This is a genomic window from Saccharopolyspora sp. NFXS83 (genome assembly GCF_026241095.1).
Taxonomy (GTDB): Bacteria; Actinomycetota; Actinomycetes; order Mycobacteriales; family Pseudonocardiaceae; genus Saccharopolyspora_C.
Genome location: NZ_JAPFGB010000002.1, coordinates 278,262 through 299,059, shown reverse-complemented (window position 1 = coordinate 299,059; position 20,798 = coordinate 278,262). Strand labels below are relative to the sequence as shown.

19 protein-coding genes are annotated in these 20,798 nt (G+C 72.0%); 7 read left to right on the top strand and 12 right to left on the bottom strand.

Annotation, left to right across the window (positions count from 1 at the left end; all coding sequences use genetic code 11):
- Positions 1–119: 119 nt before the first annotated feature.
- Positions 120–1,307 carry an acyl-CoA dehydrogenase family protein gene (locus OOZ19_RS03645; protein ID WP_266088207.1) on the top strand — a complete coding sequence of 396 codons (1,188 nt, stop codon included), beginning with the start codon at positions 120–122 and terminating at the stop codon, positions 1,305–1,307.
- A gap of 34 nt (positions 1,308–1,341) precedes the next feature.
- On the opposite strand, the gene OOZ19_RS03640 is transcribed toward OOZ19_RS03645, so the two are convergent.
- Positions 1,342–1,866 carry a DUF4190 domain-containing protein gene (locus OOZ19_RS03640; RefSeq protein ID WP_266088205.1) on the bottom strand — a complete coding sequence of 175 codons (525 nt, stop codon included), beginning with the start codon at positions 1,864–1,866 and terminating at the stop codon, positions 1,342–1,344.
- A gap of 446 nt (positions 1,867–2,312) precedes the next feature.
- On the opposite strand from OOZ19_RS03640, the gene OOZ19_RS03635 reads away from it, so the two are divergent.
- From OOZ19_RS03635 to OOZ19_RS03625, 3 genes are all read left to right on the top strand, one after another.
- Positions 2,313–2,825, top strand: coding sequence for a DUF3558 family protein (locus OOZ19_RS03635; protein ID WP_266088203.1), 513 nt, complete (start codon positions 2,313–2,315; stop codon positions 2,823–2,825).
- A gap of 514 nt (positions 2,826–3,339) precedes the next feature.
- The gene (locus OOZ19_RS03630) at positions 3,340–4,335 is read left to right on the top strand and encodes an aldo/keto reductase (RefSeq protein ID WP_266088201.1); all 996 of its coding nucleotides are present in this window, start codon (positions 3,340–3,342) and stop codon (positions 4,333–4,335) included.
- A 254-nt stretch (positions 4,336–4,589) separates the two neighbouring features.
- Positions 4,590–5,810, top strand: a complete 1,221-nt coding sequence (locus OOZ19_RS03625) for a cytochrome P450 family protein (RefSeq protein WP_266088199.1) — start codon at positions 4,590–4,592, stop codon at positions 5,808–5,810.
- 243 nt (positions 5,811–6,053) lie between these two features.
- Here OOZ19_RS03625 and OOZ19_RS03620 read toward each other — a convergent pair whose 3' ends face one another.
- Together OOZ19_RS03620 and OOZ19_RS03615 are read right to left on the bottom strand one after the other, a co-directional pair.
- The gene (locus OOZ19_RS03620; RefSeq protein WP_266088197.1) at positions 6,054–6,656 is read right to left on the bottom strand and encodes a response regulator transcription factor; all 603 of its coding nucleotides are present in this window, start codon (positions 6,654–6,656) and stop codon (positions 6,054–6,056) included.
- Complete coding sequence (locus OOZ19_RS03615; protein WP_266088195.1) at positions 6,653–7,798, bottom strand: sensor histidine kinase; 1,146 nt, start codon at positions 7,796–7,798, stop codon at positions 6,653–6,655. Before OOZ19_RS03615 ends, OOZ19_RS03620 begins: the two co-directional genes overlap by 4 nt.
- A 462-nt stretch (positions 7,799–8,260) precedes the next feature.
- Between OOZ19_RS03615 and OOZ19_RS03610 the strand changes: the two genes are divergently transcribed.
- Positions 8,261–9,730: an alpha/beta hydrolase gene (locus tag OOZ19_RS03610; protein ID WP_266088193.1), complete on the top strand. Its 1,470-nt coding sequence runs from the start codon at positions 8,261–8,263 to the stop codon at positions 9,728–9,730.
- Positions 9,731–9,813: 83 nt separating this feature from the next.
- Here OOZ19_RS03610 and OOZ19_RS03605 read toward each other — a convergent pair whose 3' ends face one another.
- Positions 9,814–11,388, bottom strand: a complete 1,575-nt coding sequence (locus tag OOZ19_RS03605) for an AMP-binding protein (RefSeq protein ID WP_266088191.1) — start codon at positions 11,386–11,388, stop codon at positions 9,814–9,816.
- Between the two features lie 88 nt (positions 11,389–11,476).
- On the opposite strand from OOZ19_RS03605, the gene OOZ19_RS03600 reads away from it, so the two are divergent.
- Positions 11,477–11,602: a hypothetical protein gene (locus tag OOZ19_RS03600; protein ID WP_266088189.1), complete on the top strand. Its 126-nt coding sequence runs from the start codon at positions 11,477–11,479 to the stop codon at positions 11,600–11,602.
- A 48-nt stretch (positions 11,603–11,650) separates the two neighbouring features.
- Here OOZ19_RS03600 and OOZ19_RS03595 read toward each other — a convergent pair whose 3' ends face one another.
- From OOZ19_RS03595 to OOZ19_RS03575, 5 genes are all read right to left on the bottom strand, one after another.
- A complete protein-coding gene (locus OOZ19_RS03595; protein ID WP_266088187.1) occupies positions 11,651–13,243 on the bottom strand; it encodes an FAD-binding protein in 1,593 nt (530 codons plus the stop codon).
- 140 nt (positions 13,244–13,383) lie between these two features.
- On the bottom strand, positions 13,384–14,703 hold the full coding sequence (locus OOZ19_RS03590; protein WP_266088185.1) for an MFS transporter: 1,320 nt from the start codon (positions 14,701–14,703) through the stop codon (positions 13,384–13,386).
- Positions 14,704–14,786: 83 nt separating this feature from the next.
- On the bottom strand, positions 14,787–15,326 hold the full coding sequence (locus OOZ19_RS03585) for a LeuD/DmdB family oxidoreductase small subunit (protein WP_266088183.1): 540 nt from the start codon (positions 15,324–15,326) through the stop codon (positions 14,787–14,789).
- Entirely contained in the window at positions 15,323–16,591 is a 1,269-nt protein-coding gene (locus OOZ19_RS03580; RefSeq protein ID WP_266088181.1) for a 3-isopropylmalate dehydratase large subunit, read from the bottom strand. Before OOZ19_RS03580 ends, OOZ19_RS03585 begins: the two co-directional genes overlap by 4 nt.
- A gap of 9 nt (positions 16,592–16,600) precedes the next feature.
- On the bottom strand, positions 16,601–17,464 hold the full coding sequence (locus OOZ19_RS03575; protein ID WP_266088179.1) for an isocitrate lyase/PEP mutase family protein: 864 nt from the start codon (positions 17,462–17,464) through the stop codon (positions 16,601–16,603).
- Between the two features lie 224 nt (positions 17,465–17,688).
- Between OOZ19_RS03575 and OOZ19_RS03570 the strand changes: the two genes are divergently transcribed.
- Positions 17,689–18,477 carry an IclR family transcriptional regulator gene (locus tag OOZ19_RS03570; RefSeq protein WP_266088177.1) on the top strand — a complete coding sequence of 263 codons (789 nt, stop codon included), beginning with the start codon at positions 17,689–17,691 and terminating at the stop codon, positions 18,475–18,477.
- A gap of 23 nt (positions 18,478–18,500) precedes the next feature.
- On the opposite strand, the gene OOZ19_RS03565 is transcribed toward OOZ19_RS03570, so the two are convergent.
- The 3 genes from OOZ19_RS03565 to OOZ19_RS03555 are packed head-to-tail and all read right to left on the bottom strand — an operon-like array spanning position 18,501 to position 20,795.
- Positions 18,501–18,959, bottom strand: a complete 459-nt coding sequence (locus OOZ19_RS03565; protein WP_266088175.1) for a dihydrofolate reductase — start codon at positions 18,957–18,959, stop codon at positions 18,501–18,503.
- Positions 18,956–19,753, bottom strand: coding sequence for a thymidylate synthase (locus OOZ19_RS03560; protein ID WP_266088173.1), 798 nt, complete (start codon positions 19,751–19,753; stop codon positions 18,956–18,958). The genes OOZ19_RS03565 and OOZ19_RS03560 overlap by 4 nt, the downstream gene beginning before the upstream one ends.
- A complete protein-coding gene (locus OOZ19_RS03555; protein ID WP_266088170.1) occupies positions 19,746–20,795 on the bottom strand; it encodes a 3,4-dihydroxy-2-butanone-4-phosphate synthase in 1,050 nt (349 codons plus the stop codon). The genes OOZ19_RS03560 and OOZ19_RS03555 overlap by 8 nt, the downstream gene beginning before the upstream one ends.
- Positions 20,796–20,798 lie beyond the last annotated feature (3 nt).

The following is a 20,798-nucleotide window of genomic DNA, read 5'->3' as shown; positions in this document are numbered from 1 at the left end:
GCTTCGCCGCATCCGGGAATGCGGAGCGAACCCGCCGTTTTGCCTGCGCGCCGCGCTCCCGCCTCCTAGGCTGATCCGAGGCGCAACGGATCGACCAGGCCCCCTCCGGGAGGACGAGCATGGCAGCCGAAGCCGGGATCAACGTCAGCGACGAGTACGAACCCCTCATGCGGCGGCTGGACGACATCGCCCCGCTGCTGGACGAGAGCGCCGAGCGGTCCGAGGAACTGGGCCGCCTCACCGACGTGATCGTCGAGGCACTGCGCCACACAGGGGTCTTCCGGGTCTGCATCCCCCGCGAGCTGGGCGGCTACGAGTTCGCGCCGCACCAGATCATCGACACCGTCGCCCGCCTCGCGCACGCCGACTCCGCCGCGAGCTGGTCGGTGATGGCCCTGCAGATGGTGACCGGCACGACCGCCGCGTACGTCGGCGCGGAGGCGGCGCGGGACCTGTTCCCCGACGTCCGCAACGGCGACCACGCGTTGATCGCGGGCCAGGGGACCAAACCCGGCGCCGCGGTGAAGGTCGACGGGGGCTACCGCATCACCGGCCGCTGGCACTTCGCTTCGGGCCTGCCGATCGCCAGCCACGTCCACACGGCCGTGCTGTGCGAGCAGACCGGCGCGGCGCTCGTCTGCACCCTGCCCAAGGAGCAGGTCGAGCAGATCGACGACTGGGACGTGATGGGGCTGCGCGCGACCAGCAGCATCGACTACCGCTGCGCGGACGTCTTCGTGCCCGACTCCCACGTCTACGAGGCGGCCACCACGGACAACCCCCACGGAGGCGCCCTCTACCGGGTGGGCCTGGTGAACATGTCCTCCCTCTTCCACACCGGCTGGGCGCTCGGCGTGGGCCGCCGCATGCTCGACGAGATGAAGGCGCTGGCCGCCGAGAAGAGCGGCAGGCCCCGTGCCTCGGTGGACACCGGCCAGTTCTACGCCGAGTACGCCGAGGCGGAGAGCAAGTTGCGGTCGGCCCGCGCCTGGTCCCGGGAGGTCTGGGCGGACAACGAGGCAGCCCTGCGCCGCGGTGAGCTCCTCACCGCCGAGCAGGAGACCCTGACCCGGCTGGCGCTGAACAACGCCACCTGGTCGGCGCAAGCCGTCGGCCAGACCGTCTACAAGTGGGCTGCCACGGCGGCGTTGCGCCGGGGAGCGCTGCAGCGGTTCTTCCGCGACCTGCACGCCGGTACCCAGCACGTCACCTCGGGACCGGTGGTCCTGCAGAACTGCGGCAAGTCGCTCAGCGGCTTGGCCCCCGACTCCACCTGGGTGTTCCTCGACCTCCGCGAAGGGGCCTAGGGCCGTCCGGAGGAGTCAGGGCTCGGCTCGGCCGTCAGCCGGGGGGCATCACGTTGGTCACCTGCTCCTGGATCGGGCCGATGATGTCGGGGTTCGTCAAGCCCATGACGATGGCGATGCCCGCGAGGATGCCGAGGACCAGCGCGATGATGGCCATGGTCAGCCCGGCGGTGGCGACGCCCTTGCCGGTTCGCCGCGGCTGGGAACCCTGCTTGCGGCCCATGATGCCGAGCACGATGCCGACGATCCCGAACACGATCGCCAGCGGCGCGAGCACGCCGATCAGGACGCAGAACAGGGCCAGCAGCCCGAACACGAGACCGAACACGGCCACGGGACTGGTCTTGGCCGGCTCCGCGGACGTGGTCGTGCCGCTGGTGGACTCGTCCCCGGCAGGTGCGCCGCCGACGGAGGTGGCGCCGGTGCCCGCCCCGGCGGCGGAGGCGCCGCCGGGGGAGCCGGTGGTCCAGGAGGTCCTCTCGTTCGTCTCGGCCTCGTCGGGCCGGTGCTCGGACTTGCGCGAGCGGTCTGATCCGTGGGAGCTGCGCGAATGCGTCATGGCGAATCTCTTTCGCTTCTCGTGGATCCCTGTTGATCGCCGGGCGGGCCGACGGCAGGGCCTGTTGCGCGAGCGCCTGGCCTCAGCGGGCGGTCGCCTCGAACTGACCTCGTCACTTCGGGTGCCCGGTGCGGACGGGTGCACAAACCCTCCCGCCGAGGCGGCCGGTCGTCGTGGGCCGGAGAAGTCGGCGGGTTCTCGCCACGGAGGCGGCTTCCCGGCGGGTCCGGCGGCCCCAGCCCTGGGCCGTCCGGTGCAGCGCGTGCACCGGTTCGGTCCGGGAGCGCCTGCGCAGGACGGCTGAATCGACGTTGCTGCCACTTCCGGTGCCCGCTCGGGCGGGGCATCATGCAGCGCGTCCAACGGGGAGGGCGCGAGTTCTCCGGATCGTCCCGATCCGGACCGGATCAACGGCAGGCGTGATGAGTGTGAACGAGAAGGTTGCGATGACCCGCTTCGGAGCGGTTCGGCTCGGGTTGGTCGGTCTCGCCGTCGCCGCCGCGGTATCGCTGGCCGGTTGCGGCCAGGGCGAGCAGGTGGCGTCCCCGAAGGACCCGAGCAACGAGTCCCCGTGCGACCTGGTGCCTTCCCAGACGATCCACGAGCTGGGCTTCCACGAGGAGGGCGAGGAGACCGCCGACGGCTGCACCTGGAAGTCCGCGGGCGGAGGTGTGGAGCTCGCGATCGGCGTGGAGCCGGAGCGCTCCGTGCAGGACTTCCGCGACGAGTCCACGAAGTACTCCGACTTCGGCGAGCTGACCGTCGGCGGGCACCCGGCGGTCCGCGCCAACTCCGGCGACCCGAAGGCCGACGGCAAGTGCGAACTGGTCGTGGCCGCCAACGCCGAGCAGTCCGTCTCGGCCAAGGCCAAGATCCCCAGCGGAGCCACCGCGGACCCCTGCGCCCTGTCCCAGCGAGCCCTCGAGGCAGCAGTCCCCTCCTGGCCCGCGGCCGAGTGATCCAGAAGCACACCGGCAACTGACGCGCGCCCGGTGCCCCCCACCACCGGGCGCGAACCAGCAACCGACCGGACGTCCTCCGGATGCGGACCCCGCGCCCGCCAGCCGCACTGCTTCTCGTCAGCGGTGAAGCCGTTGAGCAGCGACCACCTCTGCCGGTCGCCCTCGGCGGGACGGCCTCCCCGCACGAAGACGGCGCTTTCGCTCCGCGCGTCCGGAGGGGTCTTCCTCGTGCTCACCGCGGCCTGGCCCGGTGGACGGCGCGGTGCCGCACGAAGCGCACGCCCGGTGGCCACGTCTGCGCGGACTCCGCGCCGCGACGTGTTTGGCGGCTATCGTGCTCGTCGCGCACACCCGACCCGACGGCCTGGACCGGAACGGTGCGCTCAGCGAGCAGCAGGCGCGGTCGGTGACCGCCGAAGGCCCGCTGAAACCCGGCCGAACCGGACCGCTGACCTCATCTCCCGACAGGGGAGCGCGAACCGTTCGATCGCCACCGGAGAGGAACACGGACATGCGGTACCGCAAGCTCGGTTCGTCGGATCTAGAGGTCTCGGAGATCGCCCTCGGTTCCTGGATGTTCTTCGACGACAGCACCGATCTCGAGGAGAACCGCGCAGTCACCGAAGGCGCGCTCGACACGGGGATCACGCTGTTCGACACCGCCAACATCTACGGTCACGGCGCCGCGGAACTGGCCTGGGGCGAGATCCTCTCGCGCCACCAGAGGAACTCCTACGTGCTGGCCACCAAGGTGTGGGGCGCCATGCCGGAGACCGCGCGGGGCTTGTCCGCGGCCAAGATCGCCCAACAGATCGACGCCTCGCTGACCCGCCTGCGCACCGACCACGTGGACCTCTACCAGGCCCACCGGTTCGACCCGGAAGTCCCGATCGAGGAGACGATCACGGCGCTGCAGCGCGTCGTCGAACAGGGCAAGGCCCGTTACCTCGGTTTCAGCGAGTGGACGCCGGAGCAGATCCGGGCGGCGATCGACATAGCCGGTCCGGAGCTGTTCGTCTCCTCTCAGCCGCAGTACTCGATGCTGTGGCAGGCACCGGAAGCCGAGATCTTCGGCCTGTGCGCCGAGAACGACATCTCGCAGATCGTTTGGTCCCCGCTGGCGCAGGGCATGCTCACCGGCAAGTACCGTCCTGGCGCGCCGCCGCCAGAGGGCAGCCGCCGCGCCGATGCGCAGGCCTCGCGGGCGATGACGGCGATCTTCGACGAACCCGTGGCGCTGGCCGCCGTCGAACGCTTGGCGCCCGTCGCCGAACGGTCCGGACTGGACCTCACGACGTTGGCCTTGGCGTGGGTGCTGCGCCGCGGCGAGGTGGCCGCCGCCATCGTCGGCGCGTCCCGCCCGGAGCAGGTCCGGGCGAACGTCGCGGCCTCGGGTATCGAGCTCTCCCCGGAACTGCTCGCATCCGTCGGCGACGCGCTCGGCGACGCCCCGGTGACCACCTCGACCCTCGCTCCCGGCGCCGTCGAAGGCGTCCGGCACGGCTGACCACACCCGGGCGAGCGAACCGGCGCGCCGAGCAACACGTGCACATCAGCCGAAATCGCACGGCGCGAGGTTGTCCGTGTCCCGAAGCGCTCGCCCTCGACGCCCGGTCCGCCGGTGCGGAGGCCGCGCCCCCAGCGAGGCCCGCCGTCCGCGTGACGCGTCGAGCCGACCTGTTCGGCGGCTGACGGCCGGGTGCGAACCGCAAGACAGTGGGGAGCACCGCCGATCACCGCCGTGACGAGAGGGGCCCGCCGATGCAGACGCCCGAGCCGTACGTCCTCGATCCGGACGCGACCGACGTCCACGCCGAGGCCGCGCGCGTGCGAGAACGGGGCCCGGTCACGCCGGTGCTGCTACCGGGAGAGGTCGTCGCTTGGTCCGTGTCCGATCCGGCCGCGTTGCGGCGGTTGTTGACCGACCCGAGGGTGTCGAAGGACCCGAACCGGCACTGGCCTGCCTGGATCGACGGTGAGGTCTCCGCGGATTGGCCGCTGATGGCCTGGGTCGCCCGGCAGGACATGCTCAACGCCTACGGTCCGGACCACCGGCGGTTGCGTTCGCTGGTGTCGAAGGTCTTCACCGCTCGCCGCGTCGAGGCCCTGCGCCCGTGGATCGAGCGGCTCGTCGAGGAACTCCTCGACGAGATCGCCGAGGACGGTGCGGACGTGGTCGATCTCCGCGCGCGGTTCTGCTACCCGCTGCCCATCGAGGTGATCTGCCAGCTGATGGGGTTCCCAGAGGGCGGTCCTCGCGCGGAGCTGCGGCGCATCACCGACGTCCTCGTGTCCACCACGGCCGAACCCGGTGCTGCCGCCGCCGCCTTCGACGCCGGTCGGAACCTGTTCCTGGACCTCATCGCCGCGAGGCGCCGCGACCCCGGCGACGACCTCACCAGCGCGCTGCTCACCAACCGCGACGAGAACCACTCCCGGCTCTCCGAGGAAGAGCTGATCCACACGCTGCTCCTGCTGCTCGGAGCCGGGCACGAGACGACCGCCAACCACCTCGACCACGCGATCACCGCCCTGCTCACCCACCCCGGCCAGCTCGCGCAGGTGCGGTCCGGGGAGTGCTGCTGGGACGACGTGATCGAGGAAGCGCTGCGCTGGCAGCCGCCGATCTCGGTGATGCCGCTGCGCTACGCCGTCGAGGACATCACCGTCGGCGACGTGACGATCCGCGCGGGCGAACCGATCCTGGCTGCTTTCGGGAGCGCCAACCGGTGCCCGCGACCGGACCAGGACGTCGACCGCTTCGACATCACCCGCGCCGACAAGGAGCACCTGACCTTCGGGCACGGCACGCACTTCTGCCTCGGTTCGTCGCTGGCCCGCTTGGAATCGGCGCTCGCACTACCGGCCTTGTTCGCCCGCTACCCGGACCTGGCACTGGCGGTCCCGGCGGCGGAACTGCGCCCAGTCCCGTCGTTCATCTCCAACGGCCACCGCGAACTCCCCGTCCACTTAGGACGTTGAACTCCAGCGGCGGGGAGATCGGGCATGCTCGCGGTAAGATCTTGTGATCGTCGTCTTGTCAGCGGTGAAGCCGCTGCGCAGTGACCGCCCTCGCGACCGGCACCGCCGCGAGTTCTCGGCGTTCTTCCCCCGAACACAGCGATGTCCCCGTGCTGGAGCCACTCTGGGAAAATGATCCCGCAGCGAGGAGAACGCTGAGGTTGCGCCACCCGCCCCGCCGCGCAACCGCTCCCGCGAGAGCCCTCACAGCCAGTCGTGCTCGCGGGCGTAGCGGGCGGCTTCGTGGCGGGTGCGGGTCTGGGTCTTCTGCATGGCGCTCGACAGGTAGTTGCGGACGGTGCCTTCCGCGAGGTGCAGCCGACCGGCGATCTCGGAGGCCGAGAAGCCGTCGCGGGTCGCGCGCAGGACGTCGAGTTCGCGTTCGGTGAGCGGGCAGTCGTCCACGACCGCGAGCGCGGAGACGTCCGGGTCGATCCAGCGCTTGCCCGCGTGCAGCGTTCTGATCACCGACGTGATGTGCGCGGGTTCCGCGGATTTGCTGACGAAGCCCTGGACTCCGAGCTGCAACGCCCGGCGCAGCACGCCGGGCCGCGCGTGCCGGGTGAGCATGAGGATCACCTGCCCCGGCCGCTCTCGGCGGATCTCGGCGACGGCGCCGAGGCCGTCGACCCGCGGCATCTCCAGGTCGATCACGAGCACGTCCGGCTCGTGCCGCAGGGTGGCCGCGACCGCTGCCGCGCCGTCCTCGGCTTCGGCGAGCACGGTGATCTCGCCTTCCAGGGGGAGCAGAGCGGCGAGCGCCTTGCGCAGCAGCGCCTCGTCGTCGGCGAGCACCACCGTGGTCATCGGCTCTCCTCCCGGTCCGGCAGGTCGCGGAAGGTCGCCGCGGTGCGGAAACGGCCGCCCCGCCGCGACACCTCCAGCTCGCCGCCGTGGTCGGCCAAGCGCTCCCGCAGCGCGGCGAGCCCGCTCAGCTCCGGCGGCCCCGACTCCGGCGCGCCGTCGTTGACGATGGTGATCCCGGAGGCCGCCAGCGTGATCTCGACCCGGCCTGCCTGGGCGTGGCGCAGGATGTTCGTCGTGGTCTCGCGCAGGACCTGGCCGAGCAGTTCGCCGGTGCGCGGGTGCGCGTCGCCTTCGCGATCGACGCGCACCCGGATCCCCGCCGCCTCGAAGAGGTTCTTCGCGTTCTCCAGCTCCGCGGACAGGTTCAGCCGCCGCTGGGCGTGGGCTAGTTCCTTGGTCTGCACGATGGTGTCGCCGACCAGTGCGTGCACCTCCCGCAGTTCCTCCCGCGCCCGGCCGGTGTCGGCGTCCAGCAACTTCTCGGCGAGCGCGACCTTCAGCTTCACCACGTGCAGGGTGTGGCCCTGGATGTCGTGCAGGTCCCCGGCGAACCGCATGCGCTCCCGCATCACGGCCAGTTCGGCGTCGCGCTCCCGCGACCGCTCCAGCTCGGCGATCAGGTCGTAGAACCGCTGGTTGAGGAACACGAAAGCGGTCCCCACCGGCAGGGTCAGCGCGGGCACAGCGACGTACTGGAAGAGCCGGTACGGCGTGTCGTCGCCGAAGACGAGCAGGTTCGCGGCGCCCAGCGCGGCGACGAAGACGGTCAACCCGGTCAGTGCCGCGAACCGGTGTCGCTGCAGCGGCGGGATCAGGAATGCCGCGACGATGCACACTCCGAAGGCCGCGCCCTTGGCGTCGGTCAACGCCCCGGCCAGCCACATCACCGCGGTCACGACCAGGCAGGGCCGGGCCACGCGGAGGAAGTCGCCCGCCGTCCAGCGTTCGGCGGTCGCGACCGCCGCCGCGACCCCCACGGCCTGGATGACGACGTGCACCCACGAGTCCGAGGTGAGCACCAGCGACGCCACGCCGGCGAGGGCGACGGGCGGGACCGTCGTGATCAGGTTGAGCGTGCGCAGCCGCTCCTGCAGGGCGCCGCCGGACCATCTCGGGCGGGCCACGGGCCAGATGTCCGTCACGGTCCTCCGGGTTCGGGCAGCGGTTCTTCCCGAGCATGCCGCACTGATCCGGCGGCCACCAGTGACACCACGTCAGGTCTCGGGGTCGGGAACGTCACGGTCCACTGGTGACGCGACCGCACTACCGGACGAGCACCGATCCCGCTGGAATCGGTGCATGCCAACGATTCCGATCGTCGTCGCCGCCTGCACGGGCATCGCTCGCGGTGATCTTCCCGAAACCCGGTCGCCGCTCCGCCGGTCTTCGCCGCCCGGAACGCGACCTCCGGGAGCGAGCGACTCGCCTCGCCCGAACACCGGTTCCCCGGCGGCTCAGCGCAGGACCGAGCGGCCCGGCGCGGCGGGGGTCCAGCCGGCGGGTTCGCCCGAACCGCAGTGGGCGTCGTCGCCGTGACGACCCGCCCGGTCCACCGGATCCGCCGCCGACCGGCGGCCGGACGAACGCGGAGAAGAGGAAGCCCGATGCGGAAGTTCCTGCTGTGGATGGCGTCCGGGGCCGCCGTCGCCGCTGCCGCCACTGCGGTGGTGCCGACGGTGTCCGCGGCCTCGACGGCCACCGACGAGCTGAACTGGGGGCCGTGCCCGACGACTCCGGTGCCCACGCCGGACCTGGAGTGCACGACGCTGCGGGTGCCCCTGGACTACCAGGACCCCGGCGGTCGCAAGGTCGAGATCGCGGTGTCGCGCCTGCCGAGCAAGAACCCGGAGCAGCGGCGCGGCGTCCTGCTGACGAACCCGGGCGGTCCCGGCGGCGGGGGACTGGACTACCCGCAGCTGCTGACCGAGTCCGTGCTGCCGAAGCCGCTGCCGCCGAGCGTGCGGGACCAGTACGACGTGATCGGGTTCGACCCGCGCGGCGTCGGCCACAGCGCGCCGGTGACGTGCGATCTGACACCGGAGCAAATCGCGATCGGCAACCTGCCGTACGCGCACGACTCGGCCGACGTGGTGCGGCAGGCCGAGGTCTCGAAGGCGGAAGCCGAGCAGTGCGCGAACTCCGCGACCGGATCGACCCTGCCGTTCATCACCACGGCGAACACCGCGCGCGACATGGACGCGATCCGCGAGGCGCTCGGCGAGTCCACGGCGTCGTACCTCGGCGCTTCCTACGGGAGCTACCTGGGTGCGGTTTACACCACGATGTTCCCGGAGCGCAGCGACCGGGTCGTCCTCGACAGCAACCTCGGGCCGAACGGCTACGACATCGGGGCGATGCGCGCCTTCGGCCGCGGCATGGAGGAACGTTTCCCGGACTTCGCGAGGTTCGCGGCGGCGCGCCCGGATTACGGCCTGGGCACGACTCCGGACGAGGTGACGGCGAAGTTCGACGAGCTCGCCGACCGGCTGGACCGGGAACCGGTCGCGGCCTACAACGGGACGGTCTTCCGCGGTCTGACGTTCAGCCTGCTCTACAGCGCGGACCTGGAGCCCTTGGCGAAGGCGTGGCAGGCGCTGGACGAGGGAGAGGACCCGGAACTGCCGGGCAGCGAGCCGCCCGCGAGCGACAACGTCCCCGCGTCCCGGTTCGCCGTCATCTGCGGCGACTCGGCCTGGCCGCGCTCGGTGGAGAGCTACCAGCGGGACGTCGAGGCCGACCGGGAGCGGTACCCGAAGCTCGGCGCGGCCTCGGCGAACATCTCGCCCTGCGCGTTCTGGGCGGACCCGGCGGAGCCGAAGGTGCGGATCACAGACCGCGGCCCGTCGAACGTCCTCCTGGTGCAGAACGAACGCGATCCGGGCACTCCGATGGCGGGCGCCCGAGAGCTGCGTTCGGCGCTCGGCGACCGCGCCCGGATGGTCTCGGTGGACGAGGGCGGTCACGGCGTCTACGTGGTCGGCGCGAACCAGTGCGCCAACGACGCGGTGACGGACTTCCTGACCACGGGCGCGCGACCGGAGCGGGACTCCTCTTGCGCGCCGGAATCACGCTGAGCACCACCGAACGCACCCGGCCGGTCGCCTCCCGCGATCGGCCGGGCCGCCGAGCGGTCAGGACACTCGCGCGTGGAACCCGCTCACGCCTGCTCCTGGGGCGGACGGCGCAGCTGGTTGCGGAGGATCTTCCCGGACGCCGATTTGGGGATGGTGCCGGTGAATTCGACCGCGCGGACCTTCTTGTGCGGCGCGATCCGCTCGGCCACGTAAGCGATCACCTCGTCGACCGTCAACGTGCTCCCGGCACGCCGGACGACGAAGGCCTTCGGCACCTCCTCGCCGTGTTCGTCGCGGATGCCGATCACCGCCGCGTCGTCGATGGACGGGTTGGTGAGCAGCAACGCCTCCAGTTCGGCGGGAGGAACCTGGTAGCCCTTGTACTTGATCAGTTCTTTGACCCGGTCGACGATCGTGAGCACGCCTTCGGCGGTCACCGTCGCGACGTCCCCGGTGTGCAGGTAGCCGTCCGAGTCGAGGGTGTCCGCGGTGGCCGCGGCGTTGTTCAGGTACCCGGACATGACGTTCGGGCCCCGCACCCACAGCTCACCGCGCTCGCCGGGGCCGACGTCCGCGCCCGTCGCCGAGTCCACCAAGCGGCACTCGACTCCGGGCAGCGGGAAACCGCAGCTCGCCGGGTCGAGGTCCAGCCGGTCCTCGGGGACCGCGTGCGACACCGGGGACATCTCGGTCATCCCGTAGCCCTGCACGACGGCGCACCCCAGCCGGTCGGTGAGCGCCTTGCCGAGCTCGCCGTCCAGCGGCGCGGCGCCGGAGAAGACGATCTCCAGGCTGGACAGGTCGTAGGAGTCGACGAGCTCGTCCTTCGCCAGCGCGAGCACCGTGGGCGGCGCGACGTAGAGCTTGCGGACCCGGTGCTCGCGCACCAGGCGCAGCATCTCGGCGAGGTCGAACCGCGGCATCGTGGTCAGCGGCGCGCGGGCGTGCAGGCAGTGGTTCATCAGCACGGTCATGCCGTAGATGTGGAACAGCGGCAGCACGGCCAGCTGAGCGCTGCCCCTGGTCGACGGCACCATCCGGTCGAACTGCAGGACGTTGGCGACGAGGTTGCGGTGGGTCAGCACCACGCCCTTGGCCCGGCCGGTCGTGCCCGAGGAGTACGGCAGCACCGCCGTGTCGCCGGCGCCGGTGACCGGCGCGGGTGGCGCGCTCCGCTCCGCCGCGAGATCGGCGAGGCAGGAGTGGCCGTCGACGGGTTCGAAGGTGAACACCGAGTCCGGGCCGAGCCCGGCTTTCGCCGCGGCCTCCACCACCTTGTCCCGCAGCGCCGCCGCCGTGATGACGAACCGGGCGCCCGAGTCGGCGAACTGGTTCGCCAGTTCCCCTGCCGTGTAGAGCGGGTTCGCCGTCGTCACGGTGGCGTTGGCGCGCAGCGCGGCGTGGAAGGCCAGCACCCATTCCGGCGAGTTCGCCCCGACCAGCCCGACCACGTCCCCGGCGCGGGCACCACGAGCGTGCAGCCCGGCCGCGACGTTCCGCACCGAGGAGTGGAGTTCGCCGAAGGTCGTCGCGGTTCCGGTCGCACCGTCGACGAGGGCTGTCGCGTCGGCGTGGTGGCCGGGTCCCGCTCCGAACAAGAACTCGGTCAGCGAGACGTCCGGCACGTCGACGTCGGGGTACGGGCTGCGGATCGCCATGGGGCTCCTCGAATCCTGTCTTTGAGCTTGGTGCGCGTAGCGGGTCGGGTGGCGGAACCTCAGCGGCTTGCTCGCTGCCCCTGATCCGATGTGGCCGCGACTTCTGATGTACGCCGTGCACGGCGGCATCGCCGTCCTCGCGAGGGAAGCCGCTGAGCACCCGCCGGTGGTCTTCTTGCTCGGGCTGGTCACTGCTCAGCGGCTCCGCCGCTGACAAGACGCAGCTCACTCGGGAAACAAGATCAAATAGAGGCTCTCAGGATCAGGCGCGGCGGCCGGAGGCGTGTCCGGCCGCGCGGTAGGCGTAGGTGTAGTTGCGGGCGTTGGCCAACCCGGTGACGTACCCGCGCAGTTCGCGGGTGGCCGCGGCGTTGCCCGTCGCGTAGAGCCCGTCGACCGGAGAACCGTCGCGCCGGAGCACGCGGGCGTCCCGATCGATCCGCAGGCCGAGCGTGCCCATGCCGAACCCGACCAGGGACAGTTCGAGGGCGTGGAACGGCGGTGTCCGCAGCGCGCCCAGGCACGGGTTGGGCCCGTGGGCGGCGTCGCCGTACGTGCGCCGCACGAACGGCAGGGAACCCCGGCCGAACTCGGGATCCTCCCCGAAGTCGGCGGCCCGGTTGAACTCGGTGACGGTCCGCTCCAGCCCCGCTCGATCGACGCCGATCAGTCCGGCCAGCTCGCGGAGGTCGTGGGCGCGCGGGATCGAGCTCGGCCACGGTTCGCCCGGCGCGTGCGGGCCGACGCCGTAGCGGCAGCGGAACTCGTCGTCGACGACGAACCAGCACGGCACGTTCGCCCACCGGCGGTGCCGGGCGTCGAAGCGGCGCAGCGCGCTGATCAACGCGCCGTAGTAGCTCTCGTCGCCGAACCTGCGCCCGTCCCGGTTGACGATCAGCGAATGCGGTGAGCCGAGGTGCGTCAGCAGCGGTCGCACCAGCGGAACGTCCGTGCCGGGGTGGACCTCGCCGGGGAACCCGTGCCCGACGCTGAAGAACGGGTCGGCGCCCCGGACCAGGCCCGCCCCCGCCTGCTCGGCGAGCGCGATCGAGTCGCCGTCGACGACCGGGGGCGCGCTCTCGACGAGTTCCGGCAGGTCCTCCAGCTCCGCGCCCTGCGGGGATCCGCCGTACCCGCCCGCCGCGATCAGCACGCCGCCGCGGGCCCGGACCCGGACTCGCCCGCTCGGCCCGTCGAGCACGGCACCGACGACGGTCGCACCGTCGAGCAGCAGCTCGCACGCCCTGGACTCCAGCAGGCACTCGACGCCACGGTGCACCAGCGCCTCCCGGACGAAGGCGGCGGCGAGCCCGACCCCGTGGGTCAGGCGATCCGCCTCCCGCACGTCCTGCGGCGAATCCGCGTACTGCTCGGTGCGGCTGACGCCCACGTCGTAGTACGGCCCCGGCCGCAGGCGCCCTCGCCAGGCGCCGAGCCCCCGGCCGTCCACGACGCACTCGAACAACCGCCCCTCAGCCGTCGAACCGGGGGCGGGGTAGTAGAGGTCCGGAGCTCCCGGGATGGTCCGCAGCGGCACGCCCGCCGCCGCGAACCACGCGGTCGCCTCCCGGGCGTCGTGGAGGTAGTCGCGCCGGGCCGCGCGATCCACGGGGCGGTCGCCTTGGACGTGGTCCAAATAGGACTCGACCGCGCCGATCGGGTCGTCCTGCGGTGACTCCAGCGGATTCCCGCCGACCCAGACGAAGCCGCCGCTGTAGGCCGCGACCCCGCCGACGACGTCGGACCGCTCGACGACGAGGACGTCGCCGCCGAGCTCGTGCGCCCGCACCGCCGCGGCGAGACCGCCGAGCCCACCACCGATGCAGAGGAAGTCCACCTCCCGGTCAGCCGCCACGTCAGCCCCCTGCCGGAACGTTCACCACATCGCCGGGACGGCCGGACGTGACCTCCGCAGGTGCGGAGCAGCGCGAATCGAGCACGGTCGATCTCCTCTCGGGACTGCGGCCGAATTCCTCCACGGCAACCGAAGCGCGGTCACACGGGAAGCCGTTCGCGGCTGGTCTCCCGCATGGTCAGCACCGTCACGAGACCGATTACCGCGACGCCCATGACCCAGAACGCGGGAGCCATCGGGTCGCCCGTGCTCTGCACGAGCTGCGCGGCGATGTAGGGCGCGCTGCCCCCGGCGATGATCGTGCCGACGTTGAAGCCCAGCGCCACGCCGGTGTAGCGCACGCGTCGCGGGAACAGCTCGGTGAACTGGGGGAACGCCGGAACCTGCGCGAAGCCGTTGAACGACATGTAGACGACGTAGACGAGCCCGACGACGACGATGCTCGACGTCGCCCCGAGCACGGCGAAGGCGGGCCAGGCGATGACCAGGTACCCGACGTAGGCGGTGATCAGCACCGGCCGACGCCCGAACCGGTCCGAGAGCGCACCGGCGATCGGGTACGTCACGCAGGCGAGCGCGATGCCGATCGCCGAGGTCCAGTACACCGCCTGCTCCTCGAACCCGAGGTCGTTGATCAGGTAGACGTTGAAGTAGGTCAGGCCGATGTAGCCGCTGCCGTTCATCGCGATCGCGATGCCGATGACCCGCAGCACGGAACCCGGGCGCTCCTTGACGACCTGCAGCAGCGGGCTGCGCACCACTTCCTGCTTGTCGGCCATCTCCGCGAACTCCGCGGTGTCCTCCAACCGGACCCGCACCCACAGGCACAGCACCGCCAGCGGGATGGAGATCAGGAACGGGATCCGCCACCCCCACGCGGCCATCTGCTCGTCGGTGGTCATCGTGGTGACCAGGCCCACGACCGCCGCCGACAGGGCGAAGCCGAAGGTCGACCCGAGCGCCGTGACCGAGCCGTACAGCCCGCGCCGCCGGGGCGGAGCGGACTCCGCGACGTAGGTCGCGGCACCGCCGATCTCGCCGCCCGCCGAGAAGCCCTGCGCCAGCCGGATCAGCACCAGCAGCACGGGTGCGAGCACCCCGACCGCGGAATACGTCGGCAGGAGGCCCAGCAGCCCGCAGCAGACGCCCATCGCCACGACCGTCACGACCAGCGCGTGCCGCCGGCCGCGGCGGTCGCCGAGCCGCCCGAAGAACCAGCCGCCGATCGGCCGCATCACGTACGCGGAACCGAACACCGCCAGCGTGAGCAGCAGGGACACGGCGGGCTGGCCGCTGGGGAAGAACAGCGGGCCGATCGTCACGGCGAGGAAGGCGTAGACGCTGAAGTCGTAGTACTCGATCAGCGTGCCGACGCCTCCCGCCATGGCGGCTCGCCGGGCCATCGCCGGGTTGGTCCCGGGCGTGGTCGCCGCACCGGCGGGTGAGGTCGTGTCGGACATGGTGGAGCTCCTGATCATCGTTGATCGGGTCGGCGGAACGCCGGTGAGGTGGTCTGCGGAACCGGTCGAGCGGACGGGACCGCTCAGCGCGGACGGGAATCGGCGGCGTGCTCGGCGAGCAGGAGCTTCAACGATCCGCCCGCCTCGATCACCCGCCGGGCGCGCTCGCTGGGCGGCTCCCCGCGCAGCTCGGTGCCGCCGGAGCGGACCACCGCCCGCCGCCAGTCGACCGCCACGTCGTCGCCGGTGCCGACCGCCGTGCTGATGCCCGGCACCGTCAGCAGCGGCATGCCGTTGTAGGTCTCGCCGCGCCAGAAGCCGGGGGAGAAGGACTCCGCCAGGACCGCCGCGATGCCCAGGTCGCGCAGCGCGACCATCGGCGGGTAGTGCGGGTGCCCGTAGCCGAAGTTCCGGCCGCCCACGATCACGTCGCCCGGCCGCACGCGGTCGGCGAACTCCGGGTCGTAGGCCCGCATCACCTTGCCACGCAGGAAATCCGCGTCGTAGGACTTGATGTTCTCGACGCCGATCACCAGGTCGATGTCGAAGTCGTCGCCGAACACCCAGGCCACCCGGCCGCGGATGACGTCCGGTGGCGGCGGGTAGTCGCGCACGGCGCTCATGACCGCGTCACCTCCTCCGCCGAGGTGATGGTGCCCGCGACGGCGCTAGCCGCCACCGTGTACGCCGAGCCCATGTAGATGTTCGCCTCGGTGCTGCCCATCCGGCCGGAGATGTTGAGGACGCCGGTGGAGATGCAGTTCTCGTCCGGTTGCAGCGGTTTCTGGTAGCCGAAGCAGAAGTCGCAGCTGGAGCGGGCGATCTGCGCGCCCGCGGCCCGCAGCACGTCGAGCAGCCCCTCGTCCTCGGCCTGGCGGTGCACGGCGTCGGAGGTCGGCACGACGTTGAGCTCCACCCCCGGCCCGACCTGCCGCCCGTCCAGCACCAGGGCCGCGGCCCGGATGTCCTCGATCCGCCCGCTGGCGCAGGAACCGATGAAGGCCTTGGTGACGGGAGTGCCGGACAGCTCGGCGGCGCCGCGGGTGTTGGCCGAGCGGGCCGAACCGGGCAGCACCACCTGTGGTCGCAGCGCCGACAGGTCGATGGTGTGCACGGCCGCGTAGTCGGCGCCGGGGTCGGGCAGCTGCGGGGTGAAGTCCGCCGCCGCGACCCGGCGCGCGTAGGACAGCGCGGCCTCGTCGGGCTCGAACACCGCCGACACCGCCCCGGTGAACATCGCCATCCCGCACAAGCCCTGCCTGCGGTCGATGGACATCGACCGCGCGCCCGGCCCGGCGAACTCCATCACCTGGTGCGCGCACCCGTCGGCGCCGAACTCGCCGATGATGTGGTGCACCAGGTCCCTGCTGTCGACGCCGGGCGCGAACTCGCCGGTCAGCTCGAAGCGGGTGGTGCGGGGAACGTCGAGGTGGATCCGCCCGGATACCCACGCCTCCAGCAGGTCCCGGCGCACGCCCCAGCCCAGCGCGCCGAACGCGCCCGCGCCGGAGATGTGACCGTCGAAGTGGATCAGGAAGTTGCCCGGCAGCGCATAGCCCAGCTCGGCCATCACCTGGTGCCCGATGCCCTGGGCCTCGTGCAGCGGGATGCCGTAGAACTCGCACCAGTCGCGGGTGACCTGGTGGACCTCCTGCTCCTTGTCGGTGCCCTTGGTGAGCATGTGGTCGATGAACACGAGGTAGCGCTCCGGCTCGGCGAGCTCGCGGATGCCGAAGTCGTCGTGCATCTGCCGGAACATCACGTCGGTGTAGCCGGGGAAGTCGTAGGCGATCATGTAGTCCGGCCGCACCGGCAGGTTCTCGCCCGCCTCAACGGAGGCGACGCCCGCGGCCCTGGCCAGGATCTTCTCGGTGATCGTGCTCGGCATGGCGCTCCTTCAGGCCGTTTCGGCGGCGGGCAGGTACGAGCGCTGCTGCCGCTCGATCTCCGGCATGCCGATGAGCTCGACGAATTCGTGGTGCGCGGTGGCGTCGGCGCTGACCTGCGCCGGGGGTTCACCGGAGGCCAGCCTGCGCAGGGATTCCTGCGCGGCACCGGTCACCGCCATCAGCACCTGGGTGGGCAGCAGGGCGATCCGGACGCCGATCTGCTCCATCACCTCGGGGGTGAACTCCCGCTCGGTCCACGCCGAGGCGGTCAGCGTCGCCATCAGCGGGACGCCCGCGACCTCGTGGCAGCGCCGCCATTCCTCGGTGCTGGAGAACGTCTTGGTGACCGGCATGATCAGGTCCGCGCCCGCCGCCGCGTAGGCCTCGGCGCGGCGCAGCGCCTCGTCACCCTTGGCGTCGGTGCGGGCGATGACGAGCATCCCCGTGGCGCGCGCCGCGTCGCGCACGGCGCGGATCTTGCCGGTGGCCTCGGGCAGGTCGAGCAGTTCGAGCTCGGCACCGGGGATGAGCGGGCAGCGCTTCGGCGAGCGCTGGTCCTCCATGAAGACGGCGGCGACCCCGGCGTCCGCGAACCGGCGCGCGGTCCGGGCGGCGTTGACGGCGTTGCCGTAGCCGGTGTCGATGTCGGCGATGACGGGCAGCGGGCTGGCCTCGCGGATCGTGCGGACCGCCTGCAGGTTCTCCGACATCGTGTAGAGCTCGGCGTCCGGATAGCCCAGCGCCGCGGAGATCGCGAACCCGGACGCGCACAGCGCCGGGAAGCCCGCCTGCTCCGCCAACCGTGCGGTGAGCCCGTCCCAGACACCGGGTGCCTGGACGAGTCCTTCGTTGATCATCTCGCGCAGATCCACTGACCACTCCCTTGTGTATCGTGATCCGAAACGCGTTACGAAACTTTGCGCGAGGGGGTCGGGACATGTCAAGCAATCGGCGCCACGAGGTCGCTGGCGGCCCGTCCACGGCTCGCGCGTCGGGCGAGGTGGCGGCTCCGCCGCTGACGAGACGTTGATCGAAGGATCAGGCTGCGAGGACTCGTTAGCCTGGTCGTGCCACAGACGCGACGGGTGAGGTGACGGTGGGACACGAGGCTGCCGAAGACGGCGCCGGGCGGGAGACGGTCGGCTCGGTGCTGCGCGCCTGCCAGCTGCTCGGCCACTTCAGCGCGCAACGGCCGGTGATCACGCTGGCCGAGCTCACGGTCGCCAGCGGGCTGAACAAGCCGACCGTGCACCGGCTGATGAGCTCGTTCGTCGAAGCCGGCTGGATGCACCGGGACCACAGCGGCGCCTACCGCGTCCGGATGCCGGTGTTCACCATCGGCGCCGCCGCGCTCGCCGGGTTCGACCTGCGCACCGAGGCGCGGCCGGAGCTGGAGGCGCTGGCCGGGCGGTTCGGCGACACGGCGTTCCTGATGGTCCCCTCCGGCGCCGGGGCCGTGTGCATCGACCGGGTCGAGGGCGGCAAGCCGATGGTGCTGGCCGCCGTCGCCATCGGGTCGGTCCTGCCCTTCCACGCCGCGGCGGCACCGGTGGCGATGGTCGCGTTCGACCCCGAACTGCGGCGGCGAGTCCTGCGGGAACCGCTGCCCGCCTTCACCGGTGCGACCGTGGTCGACCCTGCGGAGTTCGCCGAGCACCTGGACCGGGCGCGAGCCGAAGGGATCGCCCGCAGCCGCAACGACTACCTGCACGGCGTCTCAGCCGTGGCCGCCCCCGTGCTCGGCTCCGGCGAATCCCTGATCGGCACGATCAGCCTCGGCGGCCACAGCGACGACTTCGCGGGCGAGGCCGGGGACGACCGGGCCGAAGCGGTCCGCGCCGCGGCCCGGCGCCTCAGCGCCACCCTGAACGCGGCCCGGATCTAGGCGTTCACCGGGCGGCCTCCGCGTCAGCCCCAGGTCAGGAAGCGGTAGTGGAGGCCGGTGGAGGATTCCTGCCACTCGCCGGTGGAGTCCGGGGCGCGGTCCACCTCGGGGGCCCGGGTGTCGCCGTCGAAGAGTTCCCGGATCTCGGTGACGACGATGCGGTCCGCGAACGGCAGCGCCGCCTGGTACACGGCCGCACCGCCGATGATCCACACGTCTCCGTCGGCCGCGTCGAGGGCCTGCCGCAGGTCGGGGTAGGTCTCGGCGCCGTCCTGCGGCGTGCGCGAGAGCACGAGGTTGCGCCTGCCCGGCAGCGGCCGGAACCGCGGCGGCAGCGACTCCCACGTGCGGCGGCCCATCAGCACGGTCGCGCCCGAGGTCACCGAGCGGAAGTGCTTGAGGTCCTCGGGCAGGTGCCACGGCATCGTGCCGTCGCGGCCGATGACGCCGTTGGCCGACTGGGCCCAGACGAGCCCGATCACACCGCCACCGGCGCCTTGATGCCGGGGTGCGGGTCGTAGCCGTCGACCAGGAAGTGCTCGTAGGTGTAGTCGAAAAGGCTGTCCGCGGGCCGCAAGGTCAGCTCGGGGAACGGCCGCGGCTCGCGGGAGAGCTGCTTGCGGACCTGCTCCTCGTGGTTGTCGTAGATGTGGCAGTCGCCGCCGGTCCAGATGAAGTCGCCGACCTCCAGGCCCGCCTGCGCGGCCATCATGTGCGTCAGCAGCGCGTAGCTGGCGATGTTGAACGGCACGCCGAGGAACAGGTCCGCGCTGCGCTGGTAGAGCTGGCAGGACAGCTTGCCGTCGGCGACGTAGAACTGGAAGAAGGCGTGGCACGGCGGCAGCGCCATCCGCGGGATGTCCGCGACGTTCCACGCGGACACGATGATCCGCCGGGAGTCGGGATTCTCGCGCAGGGTGCGCAGCACCTCGCTGAGCTGGTCGATGTGCTCGCCGTCCGGGGTCGGCCACGACCGCCACTGCACGCCGTAGATCGGGCCGAGGTCGCCGTCGGGCGCGGCCCACTCGTCCCAGATCGTGACGCCGTTCTCCCGCAGCCAGCCGACGTTCGAGTCGCCGCGCAGGAACCACAGGAGCTCGTAGCCGACGGAGCGGAAGTGGACCTTCTTCGTCGTGATCAGCGGGAAGCCGTCGGAGAGCCGGTAGCGCAGCTGGTGACCGAAGATCGATCGCGTTCCGGTGCCGGTCCGGTCGTCCTTGCGGGAACCCGTGTCGAGCACGTGGCGGAGCAGGTCTTCGTACTGCGCATCAAGCATGCCCACGAGCGTAGACGCCCGTCCGGCCTGCGGACGTAGGGCGGTCGGAGGAGCGCAGGTCGGTGGTGATCGCCTCCGCGAGGAGGTCCGCCAGGTGCTGCCCGCGCGGGTCGGTGGCCGGGCAGGTTCCGGAGGTCATGTCGCCTCGGACGAGCACCACGATCCCTTCCCCTCGCCGGGCGCAGTCCTCCAGCGCGATGTCCAGACGGCGGCGGCAGCCGCAGTGCGCCGCGCCCGGCACGGCGCTGAGCGCGCATTCGCGGTGCACGTGGACCGGTGAGCTCCCCTCGGGCCAGCCCTGCACGAGGGCGAGGTGCTCGTGCTCGTCGAGCAGGCTGCGGTAGCCGACGGCGCGGAAGGTGCCCGCTGCCAGCGGCAGCCGCGCTTCGGCGCACCGCCGCACCACGCCGTCCCGCCGCATCCGGTGCGCCACGACGTCGTCGATCGAGAGCACCGCGAGCCCGTGCTCCCGCGCGAACGCCCGGGCTTCGGCGGCCGGGGCCAAGAGGGTCGGGTCGTCGAGGCCGATGAGCTGGTCGAACGCTCCTGCGCGGGACAGCCCGGCCAGCGCGGCCAGATCCGCGGCGGCCTCCGCGGGACCCCGGTGGGCGAGCACCCCGTGGGAGCCCACCCGCAGCGGGACCACGTGGCCGGGGCGGGCGAGGTCGTCCGGCGCGGTCCGCGGCTCGGCCAGCGCGGTGATCGTGCGCGCCCGGTCGGCCGCGGAGATCCCGGTGGTGACGCCCGCGACCGCGTCGACCGCGACCGCGTGCACCGCGCCGCCCCGCCGGTCGTCGGCGCTCGTCATCGGGGGCAGGCGGAGTTCGTCGGCGCGCTCGGCGCTGATCGCCGCGCGCAGCAGGCCCGAGGTGTGCCGGACCGCGAACGCGACGAGCCGGGCGGTGGCGTGCGCGGCGGCGAACACCAGGTGCGCCTCCCGGTCGTCGAGCACGACGACCGGTCGTCCGGCGGCCAGCTCGGCGAGCGCCGCGGGCACCGGTTCGGCGGTGCCGGTGCGCGCCGGGGCCTCGATGGTGGTCAAGCG